At 60.1% G+C, this 20,818-nt stretch carries 19 protein-coding genes; 9 read left to right on the top strand and 10 right to left on the bottom strand.

What is annotated here, in order from left to right; genetic code table 11:
• Window positions 1-85: 85 nt before the first annotated feature.
• The gene (locus VE934_RS07385; protein ID WP_324885901.1) at window positions 86-1,111 is read right to left on the bottom strand and encodes a bifunctional riboflavin kinase/FAD synthetase; all 1,026 of its coding nucleotides are present in this window, start codon (window positions 1,109-1,111) and stop codon (window positions 86-88) included.
• On the bottom strand, window positions 1,111-1,275 hold the full coding sequence (locus tag VE934_RS07380; protein WP_324885900.1) for a hypothetical protein: 165 nt from the start codon (window positions 1,273-1,275) through the stop codon (window positions 1,111-1,113). Before VE934_RS07380 ends, VE934_RS07385 begins: the two co-directional genes overlap by 1 nt.
• 230 nt (window positions 1,276-1,505) lie before the next feature.
• On the opposite strand from VE934_RS07380, the gene VE934_RS07375 reads away from it, so the two are divergent.
• Together VE934_RS07375 and VE934_RS07370 are read left to right on the top strand one after the other, a co-directional pair.
• Window positions 1,506-2,063 carry an HNH endonuclease gene (locus VE934_RS07375; RefSeq protein WP_324885897.1) on the top strand — a complete coding sequence of 186 codons (558 nt, stop codon included), beginning with the start codon at window positions 1,506-1,508 and terminating at the stop codon, window positions 2,061-2,063.
• A 391-nt stretch (window positions 2,064-2,454) separates the two neighbouring features.
• Complete coding sequence (locus VE934_RS07370) at window positions 2,455-3,069, top strand: hypothetical protein (RefSeq protein ID WP_324885895.1); 615 nt, start codon at window positions 2,455-2,457, stop codon at window positions 3,067-3,069.
• Window positions 3,070-3,139: 70 nt separating this feature from the next.
• Here VE934_RS07370 and VE934_RS07365 read toward each other — a convergent pair whose 3' ends face one another.
• The 3 genes from VE934_RS07365 to VE934_RS07355 form a co-directional block, all read right to left on the bottom strand.
• A complete protein-coding gene (locus VE934_RS07365) occupies window positions 3,140-4,522 on the bottom strand; it encodes an alpha/beta fold hydrolase (RefSeq protein WP_324885893.1) in 1,383 nt (460 codons plus the stop codon).
• A gap of 61 nt (window positions 4,523-4,583) precedes the next feature.
• Window positions 4,584-5,699: an acyl-CoA dehydrogenase family protein gene (locus VE934_RS07360; RefSeq protein WP_324885891.1), complete on the bottom strand. Its 1,116-nt coding sequence runs from the start codon at window positions 5,697-5,699 to the stop codon at window positions 4,584-4,586.
• Between the two features lie 84 nt (window positions 5,700-5,783).
• Window positions 5,784-6,965: an acyl-CoA dehydrogenase family protein gene (locus tag VE934_RS07355; RefSeq protein ID WP_324885889.1), complete on the bottom strand. Its 1,182-nt coding sequence runs from the start codon at window positions 6,963-6,965 to the stop codon at window positions 5,784-5,786.
• A 127-nt stretch (window positions 6,966-7,092) separates the two neighbouring features.
• Here VE934_RS07355 and VE934_RS07350 point away from each other — a divergent pair, with 127 nt between their 5' ends.
• The 3 genes from VE934_RS07350 (at window position 7,093) to VE934_RS07340 (ending at window position 9,607) form a co-directional block, all read left to right on the top strand.
• A complete protein-coding gene (locus tag VE934_RS07350) occupies window positions 7,093-8,277 on the top strand; it encodes an MFS transporter (protein ID WP_324885887.1) in 1,185 nt (394 codons plus the stop codon).
• Window positions 8,278-8,286: 9 nt separating this feature from the next.
• Complete coding sequence (gene purN / locus VE934_RS07345) at window positions 8,287-8,883, top strand: phosphoribosylglycinamide formyltransferase (RefSeq protein WP_324885885.1); 597 nt, start codon at window positions 8,287-8,289, stop codon at window positions 8,881-8,883.
• Window positions 8,884-9,052: 169 nt separating this feature from the next.
• Entirely contained in the window at window positions 9,053-9,607 is a 555-nt protein-coding gene (locus VE934_RS07340; protein ID WP_324885883.1) for a fasciclin domain-containing protein, read from the top strand.
• A gap of 76 nt (window positions 9,608-9,683) precedes the next feature.
• Here VE934_RS07340 and VE934_RS07335 read toward each other — a convergent pair whose 3' ends face one another.
• The 3 genes from VE934_RS07335 to mdeB form a co-directional block, all read right to left on the bottom strand.
• Window positions 9,684-10,103: a PaaI family thioesterase gene (locus VE934_RS07335; RefSeq protein ID WP_324885881.1), complete on the bottom strand. Its 420-nt coding sequence runs from the start codon at window positions 10,101-10,103 to the stop codon at window positions 9,684-9,686.
• A 10-nt stretch (window positions 10,104-10,113) separates the two neighbouring features.
• A complete protein-coding gene (locus VE934_RS07330; protein WP_324885879.1) occupies window positions 10,114-10,701 on the bottom strand; it encodes a TetR/AcrR family transcriptional regulator in 588 nt (195 codons plus the stop codon).
• A 106-nt stretch (window positions 10,702-10,807) separates the two neighbouring features.
• Entirely contained in the window at window positions 10,808-13,492 is a 2,685-nt protein-coding gene (mdeB, locus tag VE934_RS07325; RefSeq protein WP_324885877.1) for an alpha-ketoglutarate dehydrogenase, read from the bottom strand.
• Between the two features lie 102 nt (window positions 13,493-13,594).
• Here mdeB and VE934_RS07320 point away from each other — a divergent pair, with 102 nt between their 5' ends.
• Both VE934_RS07320 and VE934_RS07315 read left to right on the top strand, forming a co-directional pair.
• The gene (locus VE934_RS07320; RefSeq protein WP_324885875.1) at window positions 13,595-14,062 is read left to right on the top strand and encodes an Lrp/AsnC family transcriptional regulator; all 468 of its coding nucleotides are present in this window, start codon (window positions 13,595-13,597) and stop codon (window positions 14,060-14,062) included.
• 69 nt (window positions 14,063-14,131) lie between these two features.
• Window positions 14,132-15,487, top strand: a complete 1,356-nt coding sequence (locus VE934_RS07315) for an esterase-like activity of phytase family protein (protein ID WP_324885873.1) — start codon at window positions 14,132-14,134, stop codon at window positions 15,485-15,487.
• A gap of 77 nt (window positions 15,488-15,564) precedes the next feature.
• Here VE934_RS07315 and VE934_RS07310 read toward each other — a convergent pair whose 3' ends face one another.
• Complete coding sequence (locus VE934_RS07310) at window positions 15,565-17,181, bottom strand: peptide chain release factor 3 (RefSeq protein ID WP_324885871.1); 1,617 nt, start codon at window positions 17,179-17,181, stop codon at window positions 15,565-15,567.
• Between the two features lie 204 nt (window positions 17,182-17,385).
• Window positions 17,386-17,622: a DUF1653 domain-containing protein gene (locus tag VE934_RS07305; protein WP_324885869.1), complete on the bottom strand. Its 237-nt coding sequence runs from the start codon at window positions 17,620-17,622 to the stop codon at window positions 17,386-17,388.
• Window positions 17,623-17,659: 37 nt separating this feature from the next.
• Here VE934_RS07305 and VE934_RS07300 point away from each other — a divergent pair, with 37 nt between their 5' ends.
• Both VE934_RS07300 and VE934_RS07295 read left to right on the top strand, forming a co-directional pair.
• The gene (locus VE934_RS07300) at window positions 17,660-19,522 is read left to right on the top strand and encodes a M48 family metallopeptidase (RefSeq protein WP_324885867.1); all 1,863 of its coding nucleotides are present in this window, start codon (window positions 17,660-17,662) and stop codon (window positions 19,520-19,522) included.
• 32 nt (window positions 19,523-19,554) lie between these two features.
• Window positions 19,555-20,808, top strand: coding sequence for an RsmB/NOP family class I SAM-dependent RNA methyltransferase (locus VE934_RS07295; protein ID WP_324885865.1), 1,254 nt, complete (start codon window positions 19,555-19,557; stop codon window positions 20,806-20,808).
• The last annotated feature ends 10 nt before the right edge of the window (window positions 20,809-20,818 follow it).

The following is a 20,818-nucleotide window of genomic DNA, read 5'->3' as shown; positions in this document are numbered from 1 at the left end:
GGCTAACAGGAAGGGCCGCGGACATGCGGTTCGGAAAGAAGGCCGTGCCCGGGAAAACGGGCGGGGCCAGAGACGACGAGATCGTCTAAATTCGGTCGCGTGTTGTCTGGCGGCTGGTTTCCGTGTGCAGGGACGCTGAAAAAGACCTGGCAAAAAACGCCCGCGCGTCGTCGCAGTCTTTGGCAATGCCTGTTGTGAGGGCATCCAGACTGTCGTATTTCAGTTCATCATGCAGTTTGTGCAGCAGTTCCACCCGGATGATTTTACCGTATGCCCCCTCGGGGCCCAGGCTGGCTGGCCAGTCCAGGCAGTGGGTTTCCAGCAGTACGCGCCCGCCATTCACATCATCCGTATCCAAAGAGGGCCGGATGCCGAGGTTGGCAACACCCACCAGGGGCTTTCCGCCCAGGCCATGCACATGCACCGCAAAAATGCCGCTGGCGGCCGGCTTCCAGTGTGCAAACCGCAAATTAAGGGTGCGAAAACCCAGGTCACGCCCCAGCTTGCGGCCATGCACCACGTGGCCCGAGATGCTGTAGGGCCGGCCCAGCAGCATGGCCACGCGCGTCATGTCGCCGCGGCCCAGCGCTTCACGCACGGCCGAGCTGGACACCCGCGTGTTGCTCACTTCATAGCTGTTCATGCGGGCCACATCAAAGCCGAGCCGGTCGCCAGCGGCGTCCAGCATGGCGTAGTCGCCGGTGCGTTTGGCGCCAAAGCGGAAGTCGTCGCCCACCAGCACGTAGCGTACCCCCAGGCCTTTAACCAGCACGTCTTCAATAAAGGCCTCTGCAGGCTGGGACGCCAGCCGCGCATTAAAGGGCAGCACGACACACTGGTCAATGCCGCAGCGCTCCAGTTCCGTCAGCTTGTCGCGTAGGGTGGCTATGCGTGCAGGGGCCAGCTCGGGCTTGCGAAGCGCGGCGGCAAAGTAGTCACGCGGATGCGGCTCAAAGCTCATCACGCAGCTGGGCACTCCCCGGTGTTGCGCCTCGTTCTTCAGCAAAGCCAGCATCGCCTGGTGGCCGCGGTGCACGCCATCGAAGTTGCCTATGGTCAGGGCGCATTGCGTGGCGAGTGCCGGATGGTGGTAACCGCGAAAGATCTGCATCATGGGAATCGGTGATTGGACGCGTCCGAGTGGGCCGTCATGGGGTGGGCTGGCAAGGCGTGACGACGCGGCGGGCTGATGCCCGCAAGGAGGAGCAACGCAGCTAGCACGCTCCAGGGCGGTGCAATCGGGTGCGTAGCGCTCTTCACCGCGCGATCAAGCATGTTTACCTCCTCAACATTCATATTCATCTGTCAGCCTTGCAGCAATAAGCGGTCAACCGCCGATTCCCATGACGATGATTATCGTTTTAATAGCGGCAGGAGCCGATCAGACGCGGTCCGGAGGGGTCAAAGGCCTTGTACGGATGGAATTGTCACGAAATCACGGTATATTGAGGTCTCAAGCAGCGTCAGTCCGGTTCCATGCGTTTTTTTAAATGTTGGAGGTTCGTTTGAAGGTCTTGAAGCTCTCAGCCCAGGGGTTGCCGCAATCGTGGATCAGCCTTGAAGAAGCCGTGTTGCACTACGCATCGGACGAAGTGCGCTGGGAAATGGGCGCGAAGGTGGCAACCTTTCATGGTGGGCACAACGCCATCACCGGCAACCAGTCCATCATCACGGTCAACAGCATCATCGGCACCAAGGGCGTGCCCAACATCAACCCCTTCAACCTCAAGCCGGGGCTTACCAACGGCAAGCTGTTTATTCGCGACCGCAACATCTGCGCCTATTGCGGCGACCATTTTCATGAAGAAGATTTGACCCGCGAGCACATCATCCCCTTCGCGCAAAAAGGCGTGGACACCTGGATGAACGTGGTCACAGCCTGCCGCGCTTGCAACCACCGCAAAAGCAGCCGCACCCCCGAGCAGGCGCACATGCCGCTGCTTTACACGCCTTATGTTCCCAGCCTGTGGGAAGACTTCATCCTGCGCAACCGCCGCATCCTGGCAGACCAGATGGAGTTTTTGATGGCGCATGTGCCGAAGAATTCGCGCCTGCTGACCTGAGTTTGATGGTGCGCTTTTCAGGCTGAGCTCTCTCCACAAAGGGCGATGCAACCCCGTGATTGCCATTGGGGAAGCAGAATGAGGCAATCAAGTTATCTGGCATATGAATAGAAATTTCTCTACCGTGCCGCGTCCGGCATTTGGGCGAGTTGCGGCTGCCTGCGTTCGGGCCCTTTGTCTGGTGGGCGCTTTTTTTTCTGGCCCGACCGCAGCGCAGTCTTGCGGATCCCTGATCACGTTGCCCGGTCACCGGGGCACACAGTTTGCGTATGCGTTGTCAATGCCCCCGGCGGCAACGGCGGCAATGGCGGCAACGGCGGTGCGAGGGGCTCTGGTGCTCCTCGTCGGTGGGCACGGTGTACTGGGCCTCAACGCTGAAGCTTGTCCGCGAATGTTGACTGGCAACTCGCTTGTTCGTTCTGCCCCCCTGTTCCGTGCCGGCGGTTGGACTACGGCGCTGGTTGATGCGCCGTCCGATCATCGCGAAGAGGACGGTCTTGCGGCTTTTCGCGCGTCGGCTGAACACGCGGAGGATCTGGGCCGCGTGATCACCGATCTGCGGCGCCGTGGCCATGCTTCAATCTGGGTGGTAGGGACCAGCCGTGGCTCGATCTCGGCGGTCAATGCTGCCGCCCGGCTGCAGGGAGCCGCGGCCCCCAATGGCATGGTGCTGACCTCGGTGCTGTCAGTAGGTACGGCGGGTGGGCGAAAGCCATGGACGGCGCAGACGGTATTCGATGTTGCGTTGGAGGCGGTTACCGTCCCGACTCTCATGGTGGGGCATGCGCAGGATCGGTGCTTGCGATCACCGGCCGATGCGATGCCGCGTGTCGAAGCCCGTATCAAATCCTTGCGGCGACAAGTCGTCGTGGTCGCTGGAGGCGCGGGACACGAGGGCCCGGCTGGTCTGGAGGCTTGCGAAGGGCGTTCACCCCACGGCTTTTACGGCCAGGAATCTGAAACCGCCGCCGGTGTGTTGAGATTTATTGAAGGCGGTCGCTATTGAGATCGAGAAGCGGCGATGAGCAACGGTGGCAAGACCATCCCGGACCACTCGTTGCCTGCGACTGGCGTCTTCAGTAAGTCAGCTCCAGCACCACAAGGTGGTTGTCTGCGACGGGCCAAGTCCGCCCAGTGATCTTTTCCCCATTGAACTCCGCTGAAAGTGGCCGGATCCCATCCTGGCTCACGTTGATTTTTGAGGTGGACACACCTGCACCGGTGGGCGGAACGCCCGGCAAAATAGTCTTGCCGTCAAACCTCATCTTGTCGCGCACCGCATCGAAGTAACCTCTTGGCCGCGTCAGCGTGATGCTGGACTTCGCGCTTTTGTCCGCTTCGGCCAGGCGGTCAGCCCGCAGGTTCACGATGTTGCTGGAGCGCGGGAAGGGGCTGCGGTAGATGTGGGTGGTTGTGTAGCCTGGTGCGCTGATGACAAATTCATACTGCACGCCTGGCTGAGCGGCGAAAGGCCCCCACATCCCGTCGACCCCCACGGTTTTGCTGTGCACCGCGTTGCCAATGCGTGCGCCGCTGGTGGAGTCTGTGGCATACACCGATAGCTGCGCGCCCGGCAGAGGCAGGTTGTTGGCGTAGTTGCCGCTGTTCGGGTCTGCAGGCTGCAAACCCAAGCCGCTGACCTTTCCGTTGAGTTGTACCACGGCCTCGGGCTGGATCGTCAAAGTCTGCGGCGCTTTGCCGGTGATGAATCGATAAGTCGCTTCAAAAGCTGCGGGGGAGAAAGAAGTCTCGCGGTGGTCCACACGCGGGATCACCGTGTTGGTCGCGCCCTTGAGCGCTGGCCCGTCGAAACTCACCCGCGTGGGTGTGCCTCTGGCGCCTATCCACACACCGTCGGGTTGGGCAAACTTGTCGTTGTTGTCGGAGCGAATCGTCAGCCATTTGACCGGCCCGGTTACCTCATCACCCGCCGCATTTTTGGGCGCGTTGAGCGCCGTTAAAAAAGGCCCGGTACCCGAGAATTCATTGCCTTCGCGAAAGCCCTTGATGGCCCAGACGCCATGGTTGGGCACGCCGCCCAGAATGGCGTGGCTCACGCGCTTATCGCCGCCGCCGTTCTGGATGTAGTTGCGGATGGCGTAACCGCCCCGTGAGTTGCCGACCAGCACCACCCGGCGCGCGCCGGTGGTCCGCAGCACCTGCTCAACTTCTGATTTCAGATAGGACATGTGTTCGGCAGTAGAGGTGCGTCCCGGTTGGGCCACGCTGTCGTCATCACGCGCCAGGGGATAGGGCAGGTCAATCGCATGCAGGCGTTCGCGCGGCCAGCCCTGGGATTCAAAGCGCCAGACGGTGGTTTGCCACAGGGCGGCGGTGTCGCCATTGCCATGCACAAAAACAATTGGGGGGTGCTCTTCAACTAACTCGGGCGCGGTGGCGCATGCGGTCAGAAGCAGAATGCTTGCGATGGTTGCCATGGCTATGCGGCGTGACGTCATGCGTGTTCCCCGATAAAAAAAAGCCCGCAGACGCGGGCTGATTTGTGGTGCCTCGCGCTCTTTAGGCGAAGACGCCTGCGGTGTCCTGCATTCTGGCCGAGACTTCGCCCAGATGGTGCAGGGTGTCGCCAAAAGTCATTTCCATTTGTGTCAGGCGCTTGAAGTAGTGGCTGACGATGTACTCATCCGTCACGCCAATGCCGCCGTGCAACTGCACCGCCTGCTGGCCGACGAAACGCATGGAGTTACCCAACTGGTATTTGGCCCGGGCCATCGCTGCGCGGCGCTCATCGGCAGGCGCATTGAGCTTGAGCGATGCGTAGTAGCTCATGGAGCGCGCCAGTTCCAGCTGCATCTTCATGTCGGCCACGCGGTGGCGCAGCGCCTGAAAGCTGCTGATGAACACGCCAAACTGTTTGCGTGTGTTCATGTATTCGACGGTGATCGCCAGGGTCTTGTCCATCACGCCCACGGCTTCCGCGCAGGTGGCGGCGATGCCGATGTCCACTGCGTGTTCAAGCGCTGTCAGGCCGTCCAGCGTGATGAGCGTGGCAGGCGCATCTTTCAGCGTCACGTCTGCGGCGCGGCCGCCATCCTGTGTGCTGTAGCCGCGGGTGCTGACGCCGGCTGCGGAGCGTTCCACCAGAAACAGCGCGATCTTTCCGTTGGCCAGCGCGGGCACGATGAAGGCGTCCGCAAGGTCGCCGGCGGGAACTATGTTTTTAATAGCATTCACCGCCCATCCTGCCTGGGCAGACGTCGCTTTTGCTTCACAAAGGTCAAGCCGGTAGCGCGCTGCGCGCTCCTGATTGGCCAACACCACCAAAGCCTCACCGCTGGCAATTTTGGGCAGCCAGACGGTTTTGACGGCGTCGGCCGCGTAGCCCGCAAGCACTGCACCTGCGATCAGCGTTTGGGCCAGTGGTTCCAGCACAATGCCGCGCCCCAGTTCTTCCATCACCACCATGCCTTCAACCGGGCCCATGCCCATGCCGTCGTTGGCTTCAGGAATATAGAGGCCACTCAAGCCCAGTTCGGCCAGCTGGCCATAGGCTTCGCGCGAGAAACCGCCAGCTTTGGCAATGCCGCGGCGGCGCTCGAAGTCGTAGCCCTTGTCTACCCATTTGCGGACTGCGTCACGCAGTTGTTCCTGGTCGTCAGAAAAATCAAAATCCATTGTGCTCTCCTGTTGGTGGTCATCCCGGGCTTGACCCGGGATCCATGGATTGCGGGTCGAGCCCGCAATGACAAAACGCGGGACTTACCCCAAGACAAACTGCGACACGATGTTGCGCTGCACCTCGTTGCTTCCGCCATAAATCGTGGTCTTGCGCATGTTGAAGTAGGTGGATGCCAGTGGCGCATCGCCCGGCAGGCCGCCAGGAAAGTCACCTTGCCAGCCGGCCTCCATGGCTTCTTCAATAAAGGGCAGGCTGAAGGGGCCGGCGGCCAGCATCATCAGCTCGCTGTAGCGCTGCTGGATCTCGCTGCCGCGGATTTTCAGCAGGCCGGCAATGTCCAGGGAGTTCTTGCCTGACTTTTCGGCCGACAGAACACGCAGCACCAGCATTTCAAGCGCGACCACGTCGACTTCGAGCTTGGCAATCTCATCGCGAAAACGCACATCGTCGTACACACCTTCGGCTTTGGCGATGCGCTTCAAACGCTCCAGTTCGCGCTTGGCACGGTTCACATCGGCAATGTTGGTGCGCTCATGGCTGAGCAGGTGTTTAGCGTAGGTCCAGCCCTTGTTCTCTTCACCAATCAGGTTTTCTGCAGGTACTTCGACGTTGTCGAACCACACCTCGTTGACTTCGGCTTCACCGTCAAGCAACACGATGGGGCGAACCGAAACGCCGGGCGACTTCATGTCGATCAGCAGGAAAGAAATGCCGGTTTGCGGCTTGCCCTCGGTGCTGGTGCGAACCAGGCAGAAGATCCACTCGCCATACTGGCCCAAGGTGGTCCAGGTTTTCTGGCCGTTGACGATGTATTTGTCGCCTTGTCGTTCTGCACGGCATTTGACAGATGCCAGGTCCGAGCCGGACCCAGGCTCGCTGTAGCCCTGACTCCACCAGACTTCGCCACTTGCGATGCCCGGCAAGAAACGCTTTTGCTGCTCAGGGCTGCCGAAGGCCATGATCACTGGCGCCACCATCACGGGGCCAAACGGCACCACGCGCGGCGCACCGGCCAGGGCACATTCTTCTTCAAACAAATGTTTTTGAACGGCGTTCCAGCCGGGGCCACCGAATTCCGTAGGCCAGCCGTGGCCCAGCCAACCTTTTTTGCCGAGGATTTTTGCCCAGCGCTGCATATCGTCGCGGGACAGACGCAGGGCGTTGTGGACCTTGTCAGAAATATCGGCGGGGAGGTTGGCCTGCACCCAGGCGCGGATGTCCTCGCGAAATTTCTGTTCTTCGGGGGTGAAAGCCAAATCCATGGAATGTCTCCGTCAATTACAACAACTGCCACAACAATTTTCGTAGTTTTAGCACGGTCGTTCGTAATTTTCTGTCCCAGTTGGGACAAATAACCGCGACCGGGGCCGTGGCGATAATCATGGCATCTTGCCGTCGTACCGCACCATCATCAGCGCCCTGAGTGTTGGCCAAATTCTCTGCTGGGCGGTGATGTATTACGGTTTTTCGTCGTTTGTGCTGCCCATGCAGCGCGACATGGGCTGGAGCCAGCCGGAGATCATGGGCGCGTTCACGCTGGCGCTCATGGTCTGGGGTTTGGCCACCTATGGTGTCGGCGCCGCCATCGATCGTGGTCAGGGCCGTGCCGTGCTTACCGGTGGCGCCTTGCTTGGCGCAGCGGGTTGCGCCTTGTGGTCTCAGGCCCACAGCCTGCCGCTGCTGTACGCCGCGTGGGCCATTCTGGGCCTGGCGATGGCCATGACTTTGTACGAGCCCGCCTTCAGTGAAATCACCAAACGTTTTCCGGACCGGTACCGGCAGGGCATCACCGCCATCACGCTGGTAGGCGGCTTTGCAAGCACGCTCTCGTTTCCGGCAGTGGCCTGGCTTTTGGTCGCGCTGGGTTGGCGGCCCGCGCTGATGGTGCTGGCGCTGGTCCTGCTGTTGGTTGCGCCCCTGCACGCCTGGGTATTGCGCATGCCGTGGAAAGTAGCGCAGCCCGCCCGTGCCGACTCGGCGGGTGTTGTTGTGTCAGACCATGCCACCTTGCGCCAGGCCATGCGGGGCCGCCCTTTTTGGCTGCTGACGGCAACCTTCACGCTGTACGCATTTGCCCTGTCCACGATTTGGGCGCATCTGATGCCTGCCTTTGAATTCAAGGGCTTGAGCCAGACAGAGGCGGTTGCTGTGATGGTGTGGTTTGGACCCGCGCAGGTGCTGGGGCGTTTTGCGTTTTTGTGGCTGGGCCGGCCCATGAGCCACCGCGTTCTGGGTCTGATCGTGCTGGCCTTGTTTCCGCTGTCGCTATCCGTGTTTGTGCTGGGCAAGCAAAACCTGGTGCTGGTTGGTTTTGCAATCCTGTTTGGTGTGGCCAATGGCCTGATCACCATCGTGCGCAGCAACATCGTGCCCGATTTTTATGGTCATGAGCACGTGGGGCGAATCAGCGGTGCCATGTCGGGCATTGCGCTGTGCACGCGCGCGGCGGCACCATTTCTCACAGCGTGGGCACTTATCGGGCTGGGCGGCTATACCGGGCTGCTGTGGATGCTGTTGGTCATGGGGGCCATGTCGCTGGCCTTGTTTGCGATGGCCCGACCACCGCAGAATTAAACTCAAGCCATGCAAGCAAAGAATAAAAACATCGTCATCCTGATCTCCGGAGGTGGCTCCAACATGGCGGCCATCGCACGCGCAGCCCAGCAGCAGGAGTGGGAAAGCCGTTTCAGTGCCCGTATAGCCGCAGTGATCAGCAACCAGCCTGATGCCAAAGGTCTGCCGCTGGCGCAGTCCATGGGCATTGCCGCAGAGGCGCTGAGCCACAAGAGCTTTGATTCGCGTGAGGCCTTTGATGCGGCGCTGATGAAAGTGGTTGACCGGTACCAGCCTGCGCTGGTGGTGCTGGCGGGATTCATGCGCATTCTGACGCCGGCTTTTGTGGCCCATTACGCAGGGCGCCTGATCAATATTCATCCGTCTCTACTGCCCCTGTTTCCCGGCTTGCATACGCACCAGCGCGCCATCGACGCCGGTTGCAAGGAAGCGGGCGCCACCGTGCACCAGGTCACTGCCGAGCTGGATCATGGCCCTGCGCTGGCGCAGGCCGTGGTGCCGGTGTTACCCGGGGACACCGCCGATGCGCTTGCCGCGCGCGTTCTGGTGCAGGAGCATTTGCTCTATCCCCGGGCCATTGAAAGCTGGCTGCAAACGCAGCCGTGATTGCGCGAACGGCGTGAAGGCCGTGCGCCTCACATTTGATTACCCATTATGGAATGAAGGTTGAACCCGGGTGTGAATCCAGTTGCGATGGCGACCCGTATTCATCACAGCCGGTTGATTTCCAGTCCTGGACGTCGGCTCAATGTTCAACTTCATCAAAGGGTATTTCATGCAAACGAAACACAAACTCGCCACGATCGGTCTGGCATTTGCCATGTCCCTGGCCGCTGGCTCTGCCTTCGCCAAAGTCATGGTCGGCGGCGCGCCCATGCTGCCTTCCAAAGACATCATTGACAACGCTGTCAACTCCAAAGACCACACCACCCTGGTTGCCGCTGTCAAGGCAGCTGGCCTGGCGGACACCCTCAAAGGCCCCGGTCCTTTCACCGTATTTGCCCCTGTCAACAAAGCCTTTGCCGCGCTGCCAGCTGGCACCGTGGACACGCTGCTCAAGCCTGAAAACAAAGAGATGTTGACCGGCATCCTGACCTACCACGTGGTGGCAGGCAAGATGGATGCAGCCGCGCTGAAAAAAGCGATTGCCGATGGCAAGGGTTCTGCGTCGCTCAAGACCGTTGCAGGCGGCACGCTGACTGCCAAATTGAAGGGCGGCAAAGTGATGGTCACTGACGAGAAAGGTGGTACCGCCACCGTGACCATCGCCAACGTGTACCAGTCCAATGGCGTGATCCACGTGGTCAACAAGGTTCTGCTGCCCAAGTAATCAGATTTCCTTCTGACGAGTCCGCAAGCGCTTGAGGCGCTCGCGGACTTTTTTGCGTTTCAGTTGCTGGCCCTGGCTACAGAATCATCTGTGTGCACCGAAACAGCGCGATCGTCTTGCCCGTGTCCTGGCGCCTGACCGTTGCGTCCCAGACGTGCGTGGTACGACCCAAGTGCACAGCACGTGCCTCGACCTCGATCACCCCATCCAGGGCGGTGCCCAGGTGGTTGCTTTTCAGCTCAATGGTGGTGAAGCCTTTTGCGCCCGCAGGCAAGTGCGCGGAGCAACCGTAACCGCAGGCTGTGTCGGCCAGCGTGACAACGGTGCCGGCATGCAGAAAGCCGTTGGGCGCAAACAGGTCTTTTCGAACCTTGAGCTCGGCACGCAAAGACCCTTGCTCCAGCGCCAGCACCTTGATGCCCATGAGGCCGGGCAGGTGCCCCTCTCCCAGCTTGTTGTAGAAGGCGGTGTTGCGTTCGGGGTTGTAGATGGACACGTGGTTCTCCCTATAAAGCGTTGAGGTGAGCCCGTAGCAGGACCGCGAGCTGGTCGCCTGCTTCAAGCACGGGATGGGCGCTGCGCGAGGCGCGGGCTTGTACCAATGCGCCTTCAAACGCGGTGACAACAAATCGGGCCAGCGCCCGGCGCCGTGCAGCTGGCAACGGTTCGAGGGCATCGGCGATGGTGCTTGTCCAACTCTCCATCAGCGCCGCGCAAACCGGTGCCAGCGCCGAGGCTTCCTCGCCCAGGTCGAGCGAAACGCCGGCCACTGCGCAACCGAAGCGAAAATTTTCCTGGGCCAGACCTTTGGCCATGCGGGAGAACAGGCGCTTGATCTTCTGGTCTACGGGGGCGTCCCCTGATAGCGCCGCCTTGAGTTCTGCCTGTCGCTGGGCGCCAAAGTGCTCCAGCGCTTCCTGCGCAAGTGCGAGCTTGCCGCCAGGAAAGTAGTGATAAAGCGAGCCCTTGGGCGCGCCACTGGCGGCAATCACCTGATTAATGCCTGCGCCCGCCAGACCGGACGCCCGCATGCCGTCAATCGCAGCGGCGATCATCCGATCACGGGGGTGGTCCATCAGGAAACGTGCATCCATGTCCATATTATATAGACTGGTCTATTTAATTTGAGGTTGCAAATGTCCCGATGGGGACAAGCGAGCGGAGCCCGCGTCGGCGCGGGCTCCGCGAGTGGTAGTCGGGCTAGGTTGTCAGGGCGTGCAGGGCGGCGCGAACGATGCTCGCCGCATCCACACCAAAGAACTCGCGCAGCGCCGCACGGGTGTCGCTGCGTCCAAAGCCGTCGGTACCCAGCGTGAGGTAGCTCCGGCCTTGCGGAACGAAGGCGCGAATGCTTTCGGGCACTGCGCGTACGTAGTCTGTCGCTGCAATGATGGGGCCCTGGCTGGTCTTCAGTTGCTCCGCGATGAAGGGCACGCTCCGTTCGGCCTGAGCTGGTTCCACGGTGGAGAGCGCCCGCTGCTGGCAATCCGCGCCGTCGCGGGCAAGTTCGCTCCAGCTGGTCACGCTGTACACCGTCGCGGCGATGCCCTGATCGGCCAGCTGCCGCGCTGCCCTGATGACCTCGATCAAAATGGCGCCAGAGCCCAGCAGCGCAACACTTTTAAGTGTTTTTGCCTCTGCGCCCTTTGATGACGCTGGACTATAGCTATCAAATAAGTAGCACCCACGAATAATGTCTGCCTCAGAGCCTGACCGCAGATCCGGCTGGGCGTAGTTCTCATTCATCATCGTCACGTAATAAAACACATCCTTCTGCTCCACCATCATTTCGCGCATGCCGTGGTCAATGATGACGGCAAGCTCGCACGCAAAACCCGGGTCATAGGCCTTGCAGTTGGGAATGGTTGCGGCCATCAGGTGGCTGGTGCCGTCCTGATGCTGCAGGCCTTCACCACCCAGCGTGGTGCGTCCCGATGTGGCGCCCAGCAGAAAGCCGCGGGCGCGTTGGTCAGCGGCGGCCCATATCTGATCGCCCACGCGCTGAAAGCCAAACATGGAGTAGTAGATATAAAAAGGCAGCATGGCCAGGCCATGCACGCTGTAGCTGGTGGCGGCTGCTGTCCAACTGGCCAGCGCGCCGGCTTCGCTGATGCCTTCTTCCAGAATTTGCCCGTCCAGTGCTTCGCGGTATGAGAGGACTGAGCCAATGTCTTCGGGCGCATAACGCTGGCCCACGCTGGAGTAAATGCCCACCTGCTTGAACAAGTTGGCCATGCCAAACGTACGCGCTTCGTCGGCCACGATGGGCACAATCCTGGGCCCCAGCGCCGTGTCTTTCAGCAGGCCGCCCAGCATGCGCACAAAGGCCATGGTGGTGCTCATTTCCTTGCCGTCCGCAGCAAGCGCAAAACCCCCGTAAGAAGTAAGAGCCGGTATTTCAAGCACTTCAGCGGTCGACTCGCGCTTGGGCAGGTAGCCGCCCAGTGCCGCACGCCGTGCGTGCATGTATTGCATCTCGGGGCTGTCTTCAGCGGGTTTGTAGAAGGCAATGCTTTTGGCCTGCTCATCGCTGAGTGGCAAATTAAAGCGGTTGCGAAACTCCAGCAAGTCCGACTCGTCAAATTTCTTCTGCGAGTGCGTGGTCATCTTTCCCTGGCCGGCGCTGCCCATGCCGTAACCCTTTTTGGTGTGCGCAAGGATTACTGTCGGTTGCCCTTTGTGCCCGGCGGCCGCTGCATAAGCGGCGTGGATTTTCACCAGGTCGTGGCCGCCGCGTTTGAGCCTGTCAATCTGCTCATCGCTCATGCCCTGTGCAAGGCGCGCCAACTCTTCGTTCTGGCCAAAAAAGTTGTCGCGGTTGAAGCGGCCGTCCTTGGCCGCAAAGGTTTGCATCTGGCCGTCCACCGTGTCGGCAAAAGCTTTGGTCAGGGCACCGGTGAGGTCCCGCGCCAAGAGCCCATCCCAATCGCTGCCCCACACCAGCTTGATGACATTCCAGCCCGCGCCTGAAAACAGTTTTTCCAGCTCGTCAATGATGCGGCCGTTGCCACGCACCGGTCCGTCCAGGCGTTGCAGGTTGCAGTTGACGACCCAGACCATGTTGTCCAGGCCCTCGCGCGCCGCCAAGGTCAGAGCGCTCATGGACTCGGGCTCGTCCATCTCGCCGTCGCCAAACACACCCCAGACTTTGCGGCCGGTGCAGTCGAGCAACCTGCGGTGCGTGAGGTAACGCATGAAGCGTGCGTGGTAGATCGAGCTGATCGGGCCTATGCCCATGGAGCCCGTGGGAAACTGCCAGAACTCGGGCATCAGGTAAGGGTGCGGATAGCTGCACAGACCTTGCGCGCCTTGCGCAGGTGCGGTGAGTTCCTGCCGGTAAAAGCTCAAATCTTTTTCATTGAGCCGGCCTTCCAGAAAAGCGCGGGCGTACACGCCGGGTGCGCTGTGCGGCTGGAAAAACACCAGGTCACCGCGGTGCTGACCGGGCCCCGTCCCTTCGCGCGCATGAAAAAAGTGGTTGAAGCCGGTTTCAAACAAATCCGCCGCACTGGCATAACTGGCGACGTGGCCACCCAGCTCGCTGGAGCCACCGGACTCCGCCTGATTGGCGCGCACCACCATGGCCAGCGCGTTCCAGCGCATAAGCGAGGCCAGCCGTTCTTCAACGGCAAGGTCACCCGGAAACACGGGCTGCTCATTCACGCCCACCGTGTTGACATAAGGCGTTGAGAGTTCTGGCTTCCAGCCTATGCGTTGTTCGCGGGCCAGCCGGGCCAGTTCATCCAGCAGATAGCGGGCGCGGGCCGGACCTTGGGACGCGGCCAGTGCGACGAAGGCTTCGCGCCACTCGGCGGTTTCGGATGGGTCTGCGTCAAGCGAGTCCATGGGGTGGTTCAGGGCGAGGTTGGGAAGGGGCGCATTCATGCATCTCAATATACAAGCGGGTCACCCCTATTAGCTATTGAATAATCTTCATAAACAATAATCTGCAGCATAAAATTTCTTCATAGAATGAGATGGCGGCATATGAAGCTTGATGTCATTGATCTGCGAATTCTGGATGAACTGCAAAAAGACGGGTCGCTCTCGAATGTAGAGCTGGCCAAACGGGTGCACCTCAGCCCTTCGCCTTGTCTGGCCAGAGTCAAGGCTTTAGAGGCCGCCGGTGTGATTGACCGCTACGTCGCCATCATCAACGCCGCCGCCCTGGGGTTGGGGCTTACGGTGTTTATTTCCATCAGTCTGCGCTCACAAAGCAAGGAGTCCTTGTCGGAGTTTGAGCGCCGCGTGGTTGAGCACGACGAAGTGATGGAGTGCTACCTCATGACTGGCGACAGCGACTACCTGATTCGCGTTGCGGTGGCTGACATGGGTGCGCTTGAAAAATTTATTCTGGAGCAGCTCACTCCGATTCCGGGCATAGACAAAATTCGCTCCAGCTTTGCGCTCAAGCAGGTGCGATACAAAACCGCTTTGCCCCTGCCGCGCCACTGAATCGCCTGGCGTCACGGCGACGTCACATCGCGTACGCAAGATGTGCCTCTTCATAATCAGGAGGACTTCATGCTTCGCCCACGCTTCACCCCCGCCTTGTTTGCGCTATCCATTGCATTTGCTGCATTTCCCCTTCAAGCCCAAACGGCTTTTCCCGCAACGCTTGCCGGCCATGTGGTGATGCCAGCGCAGTCCTTTATTGCAGCGCCCAAAGACGCGCCTGAAGACTTGAAGGTCAGCGGCAAATTCACGACTGCCAAACGCGTGGAAACATTCGGCACAGTGGAAGGCCAGTCTGCCGGTCGGCCCACGGGTGTGTTTCTGCCCTTCAAGGGTCAGCCCATTCAGGGTCACTCGGGCATCAAGAAAATGGCCGATGGCAGCTTCTGGATACTGACCGACAACGGCTTCGGCTCCAAAGCCAACTCGCCCGACACCATGCTGTACCTGAACCGATACAACATCGATTTCAAAAGCGGGGCCATGAAGCGGTTGGAAACTATTTTTCTGCACGACCCGGACAAAAAAGTGCCGTTTCGCATTGTTCAGGAAGGCACAAAAAAACGCTATTTGACCGGCAGCGATTTTGATACCGAGAGCTTTCAGATTGCGGGCGGCGCCTTGTGGATTGGTGACGAGCTGGGCCCCTGGCTGATCAAAGCCGACATGAAGGGCAAAGTGCTCGCCGTGTTTGAGACCATGGTTGACGGAAAAGCAGTCCGTTCGCCCGACCACCCGGCAGTGACAACACCAGGCGCGCCCGGTGGTGCGGTTGATTTCCAGGTGCGCAGATCGCGCGGCTTTGAAGGCATGGCTGCTTCCAAAGACGGGAGCAAGCTGTATGCATTGCTCGAAGGCGCATTGTGGAACGCAGCCACCAAAGCCAATGAAAACCTTGAGGGTAAAGACTATTTGCGCGTGCTGGAGTTTGATGTGAAAACCGAGTCATGGACCGGCCGCCACTGGAAGTATGTTCTGGAAGGCAATGGCCATGCGATCGGCGACTTCAACATGATGGACGGCACAACCGGGCTGATCGTCGAGCGCGACAACGGTGAAGGCACCGCGGACAAGGCTTGCCCTGAAGGCCAGAAGCGAACCGATTGCTTCCATGACCTCGCAAAGTTCAAACGCGTCTACAAGGTCGAGCTGACGGATGCCAATTTGGGTGGCCCTGTTCGAAAAATCGGCTATGTCGACTTGATGAGCATTGCCGACCCGAACAAGCTGGCCCGCAAGCCGCTGAACAATGGCGTGTTGACCTTCCCTTTCTTCACCATCGAGAACGTTGACATCGTGAACGACACGCACATCGTGGTGGGCAATGACAACAATCTGCCGTTTTCCAGCAGCCGCGACGCCAACAAGGCAGACGACAACGAGTTGATCCTGCTGGAAGTTGGGGATCTGCTCAAGGCCAAATAAGCGCCTGGGCGGACGCAAGCACTATCAAATCAATAGCAGCTTGCGCCCGTTCTATATGGGCAAAGTGCCAAAAATGCTTAAATCTTTGACTGAAAAACCAGACCCGCGTGCTCACGCAGGGCGTGGAACTTGATTTTTGACCACTGCTGTTCAACAGCGCGCAAGGTGGCGCTGTGATCCACCAGCAAGGTGGGCGCATCAACAGCGTCCAGCGCCACGCGATGTGAGTTGGCGTCCATGAATTTCTTGAGTTCGTTTGGTTCGTCACAGGTCACCCAGCGCGCCAGATTGAACTGGCTGCCCATGATGCGGGCCTTCACGCCGTACTCATGCTCCAGGCGATGCGCAACCACTTCAAACTGCAACTGACCGACGGCACCGAGCAGTAGCAATGACCCGGCAATCGGGCGGAAAACCTGAATCGCACCCTCTTCGCCAAGCTGCGTCAGCCCGGCGCGCAGTTGTTTGCTGCGCAGCGGATCAGCCACCTCGACGGCGCGGAACATCTCCGGCGCAAAGAATGGCAGTCCGGTGAACTGCAGTGCTTCGCCTTCGGTGAGCGTGTCGCCAAGTTGAAGCACGCCGTGATTGGGAATACCGATGATGTCGCCGGCAAACGCGGTGTCCAGCAGTTCGCGGCGCTGGCTCATGAAGCTCACCACCGTGTTGGGCCGCAGCTCTTTGCCGCTGCGCACCACTTTCAGCCGCATGCCACGTGTGAACTCGCCGCTGGCCACGCGCAAAAACGCAATGCGGTCGCGGTGCGCCGGGTCCATGTTGGCCTGGATCTTGAACACCACGCCGGAGAATTTTTTCTCCGAAGGCTGCACCACGCGCTGCATCGCTGCGCGTTCTGCAGGGGCGGGCGCCAGATCGACCAGCGCGTCCAGCACTTCCTGCACGCCGAAGTTGTTGATGGCCGAGCCGAAAAACATCGGGGTCTGCTTGCCGCTCAAAAAGTCTTCGCGGTTGAACTCGGGCGAAGCGCCTTCGAGCAGCGACAACTCGTCCTGTGCCTGGGTGAACTCGGCACCGAAGCGTTTGGCCGCTTCGGCGTTGTCCAGGCCGGCCAAAATTTCATCGTCTCCGCCGGCCTTTTCTTCGCCGGGGCTGAAGACGCGCATGCGCTCCTCACGTCTGTCATACACGCCGTGAAACAGCTTGCCCATGCCGACCGGCCAGGTGAAAGGCACCACCGTCATGCCCAGCTCGCGCTCGATCTCGTCCATCACGCTCATCGGGTCCTGCACCTCGCGGTCCATCTTGTTGACGAAAGTCAGGATGGGCGTGTTGCGGGCGCGGCAGACCTGCAGCAACCGTCGGGTTTGTGGCTCGACGCCGTTGGCGGCGTCGATCACCATCAGTGCGGCGTCGACTGCGGTGAGCACGCGGTAGGTGTCTTCAGAAAAATCCTGGTGGCCCGGCGTGTCAAGCAGGTTGATCACGCAGTCGCGGTATTCCATCTGCATGACCGACGAGGCGACCGAAATGCCGCGTTGCTTTTCAATCTCCATCCAGTCGGAGGTGGCATGACGCGCAGCCTTGCGTGCTTTCACGCTGCCAGCAATCTGGATCGCGCCCGAGAACAGCAACAGCTTTTCAGTCAGCGTGGTCTTGCCGGCGTCGGGGTGGGAGATGATGGCAAACGTGCGGCGGCGTTTGACTTGTTTTTCAATTTCGGTGATTTCGGACATAACCCGCGATTATCGGTGAGAGGCGAATCGGGGTGCGTCTTGGCCCGTGGCGTTGCGTGATGCCCCGGTGAGTCACTGGCGCAATACAACAGCTATTCTATTGATAGCAAACTATTGCCGTCGTCAAAGGGCGAAGTCCAGATTTGGCTTAAAAATCACGCCAAGGGGAGCTCTCGGAAGCCTGAGCGGACGCTTTTGAACCAGCTAAACCGTGTGTCGGGCAAATCGGGGCTGTCGCACCCCGTCAATCACCACTTCCTCGTTAAACATTGCCGCTGGCCTGACCCACAGCCCCTTCTCGCCATACAAGGCCTTGTACAGCGTCATCGGTTCCAGGCTTTCGCTGTGACGCACCGTGCCAAGCACTTCATACATCAAACCTTTGTAGTGGCGGTACAGACCGGTGGGGGTTTCTATCAGGGGTGGAAGCTTGTCGTTCATGGTTAAGATTGTCCACACAAGAAGAGGGGGGGGTGTCATGGACCGGGCAGATTTCATCCACTTGGTGCGCTTGAGCGAACACGCCAGCGCCGAAAACAGCAAAGCTTACCGTCGAAGCGTCGCTTTGTTCGCCGCCCTGGGCTACGCATGGGTGATCGGTTGCCTGCTGCTGGCGGCAGGCGTTTTGGGCTGGACCATTGGTGCGATGTTGCAGGGCAAGTTCAAAGGCACTTATGTCTGGTTGCTGCTGGGCGCGGGTGGTCTGCTCTGGACGAGCTTGCAGGCCCTGTGGTGCAGGCTTGAAGAACCCGAAGGCGTCGAGTTGCTGCCCGCAGATGCGCCCGCACTTTTTGAAGCGCTTGAGCGTATCCGTAAAAAAATCAAGGGCCCGCCCATTCACAAGGTGTTGCTGGATACAGAGTTCAATGCCAGCATCAGCCAGCACCCGCGCTTCGGGCTTTTTGGCGGCGCGGTCAACTACCTCACCATTGGCTTACCCTTGCTGCTGGCCGTAGACAGGCCCCGCTTTCTGGCGGTGCTGGCGCATGAGTACGGCCATTTGCGTGGCGATCATGGGCGCTTTGCGGCCTGGATATATCGCACCCGCCTGAGCTGGGCCAAGCTCAACCACGGGCTGCGCAACGATGAAGGGCCGGTGGCTGCCGCCACCCAGGCTTTTTTGCGCTGGTATTTCCCTCGCTTCTCAGCCAAGACCTTTGCCCTGGCCCGGCAGGACGAATACGAAGCCGACCGCATTGCCGGCAAGCTGTTGGGCAGGGGAGTGGCGGCCGCAGCCTTGACCGAAATTGCCATCAAGGGAGACTGGGTGAACAAGGAGTTCTGGCCGGGCCACTGGAGTTCAGCTGCAACCATCGCGTTGCCTGTGGGCCCCTACACCGCCATGCGCAAAGTGCTGGTGTTGCCTTTGCCCGAAGACTTTGCCCGCGAAACGCTGCGCCAGACCTTGCGACAGATCAGCGATGTTGAGGACACGCATCCGGTGTTGCGTGACCGGCTGGAGGCGCTGGAGGGCAGCAAGGGATTGCCGGCGTGGTCGGAGCGCCCTGCACTGGATTTGCTGGGCCGTCGCGCCACCAAATGGATTGCCCATTTCGACAACGAGTGGTGCAAAGCCAATGCCACTGACTGGAAGCAGCACCATTCCTATCTTTCGCGGGTGCGGACCCGGGCAGAAATGTTGGCCGCAAGCGCCGCGCGCAACAATGCCGACGAAATGGCCGAGTGGGCCGACCTGCTGCGGCGCCTGGATGCACGTGCCGATGTGCGCGCCCTTTACCAGCGCGCGCTTGAGATCACACCCGGCCATGCCGGCGCATTGCGTGGGCTCGTGTTGTGCCTCTCAACAGGTGAACGCACACTGCGAATGGAATGCCTGAACCAGTTGTTTGACAACAGCGCCCCGCATCGCTGGTGGGCCTGCCGCATTGCCGTGGCCGACCAGGAAAAGCCTGGCCCCGACGGCAGCCTGGACGAGAAGGCGCTGAAGCTCTGGCGCGAAAGACTCAAGCAGGCGGGCGAAGCGGAGGGGCGGGCCTGGGAAGAGCTCGCCAACACGCCGTTTTTCCAGTCCATCACGCGCCACGACCTGAGCGACTTTGAAAAGGGCGAGTTGCAAGCCGATCTTGCACGTTGCAAACCGGTAGCGCGGGCGTGGCTGGTTCGCAAAAGCCTGCGTGAGTTCGCGCACAGGCGCTGCTACGTCGTCTTTGTGGAGTTGCCGGGCATGGATGACGAGGACCGGTACCATCTTTGCCGCGAGCTCGAGCGCTCGCTTGACCTGCCTGGCCCCACATTGGTGATGTGGGCAGGGGAGTCCCCCACGCGAGCAGAAATCGAGAAAAACGCGTTCGAGCCTGTCTACATTCGCACCCTGGCTTGAGAACTTGTTGTCGGGTGGGACAATAGGGGGCTATGCACCCTAACGCTCTACTCGACAGTTGTTCCACGCTTCTCAAGCAGGTCCTCAAATTTGATCACCCCGCCGACATGGTTGTGTCGCGACATTTCCGCGAGCAGCGCCTCGGTCCGCGCGAACGCGCCACGGTGGCTGAGACGATTTACGGTGTGCTGCGCAAGAAAAATCTCTTCACTTACCTGGCCCAGCACGGCAGTGGTCCGACCGAGCGGCGTCTGGCCATTCTTGGCTTTGCCGCCGAGCGCGATTTTTTGCTGGGCGCGCTGACCGAGCCCGAAAAAGACTGGCTGGCCCGCTGCGACCAGGTTAAACCGGCCGACTTGATGGAGCTGCATCGCCACAACCTGCCGGCCTGGCTGGTCGACCCGCTCAAAGAGCAGTTGGGTGAGGACTTCTGGCCTTTGGTTGAAAGCCTCAACGCACCGGCCGGCCTTGACCTGCGTGTCAACACCTTGAAGGATAAACGGGCTGAAGTCCAGAAGGAACTTGCGAAGGCAGCTATCAAAACCGTAGCAACGCCGTACTCCCCCTGGGGTCTGCGCATGACGACCAAGCCCGCCTTGAACAAGCTGGATGCATTCACCCGCGGCGCGATTGAGGTGCAGGATGAAGGCTCCCAGTTGCTGGCCTTGCTGGTCGATGCCAAGCGCGGTGAGATGGTGGTCGATTTTTGCGCCGGTGCGGGTGGCAAAACCCTGGCGTTGGGCGCCAACATGCGCAACACCGGGCGTTTGTACGCGTTTGATACCTCCGGCCACCGGCTGGATGCGCTCAAACCACGCCTGGCGCGCAGCGGCCTGTCCAACGTTCATCCGGTAGCGATCGCCCATGAGCGCGACGACCGCATCAAACGCCTGGCTGGCAAGATCGACCGGGTGTTGATCGACGCGCCTTGTTCGGGCCTGGGTACCCTGCGACGTAACCCTGACCTCAAATGGCGTCAAAGCCCCAAGGCGATTGAGGAACTCACCGCCAAACAGACGGCCATCCTGCAAAGCGCTGCGCGCCTGCTCAAACCGGGCGGCCGACTGGTTTATGCCACCTGCAGCGTGTTGCGCGAGGAAAACGAGCTGATCGCCGAGGCTTTTAGTGCTGCGAATAAAGATTTCACGCCACTTGAAGTTGGTGAACTGCTAACGCATCTGGGAGTGGAGGGCGCAGCCAAACTTTGCAGCGGACCCTACTTGCGTTTGTGGCCTTATTTGCACGCCACCGATGGGTTTTTTGCCGCTGTCTGGCAGAAGATTTGATTTTTGTTGC

Source organism: Polaromonas sp. (genome assembly GCF_035638815.1).
Classification (GTDB): domain Bacteria; phylum Pseudomonadota; class Gammaproteobacteria; order Burkholderiales; family Burkholderiaceae_C; genus Polaromonas.
The sequence above is the reverse complement of the archived record's forward strand: the minus strand, read 5'-3'. Positions and strand labels throughout refer to the sequence as shown.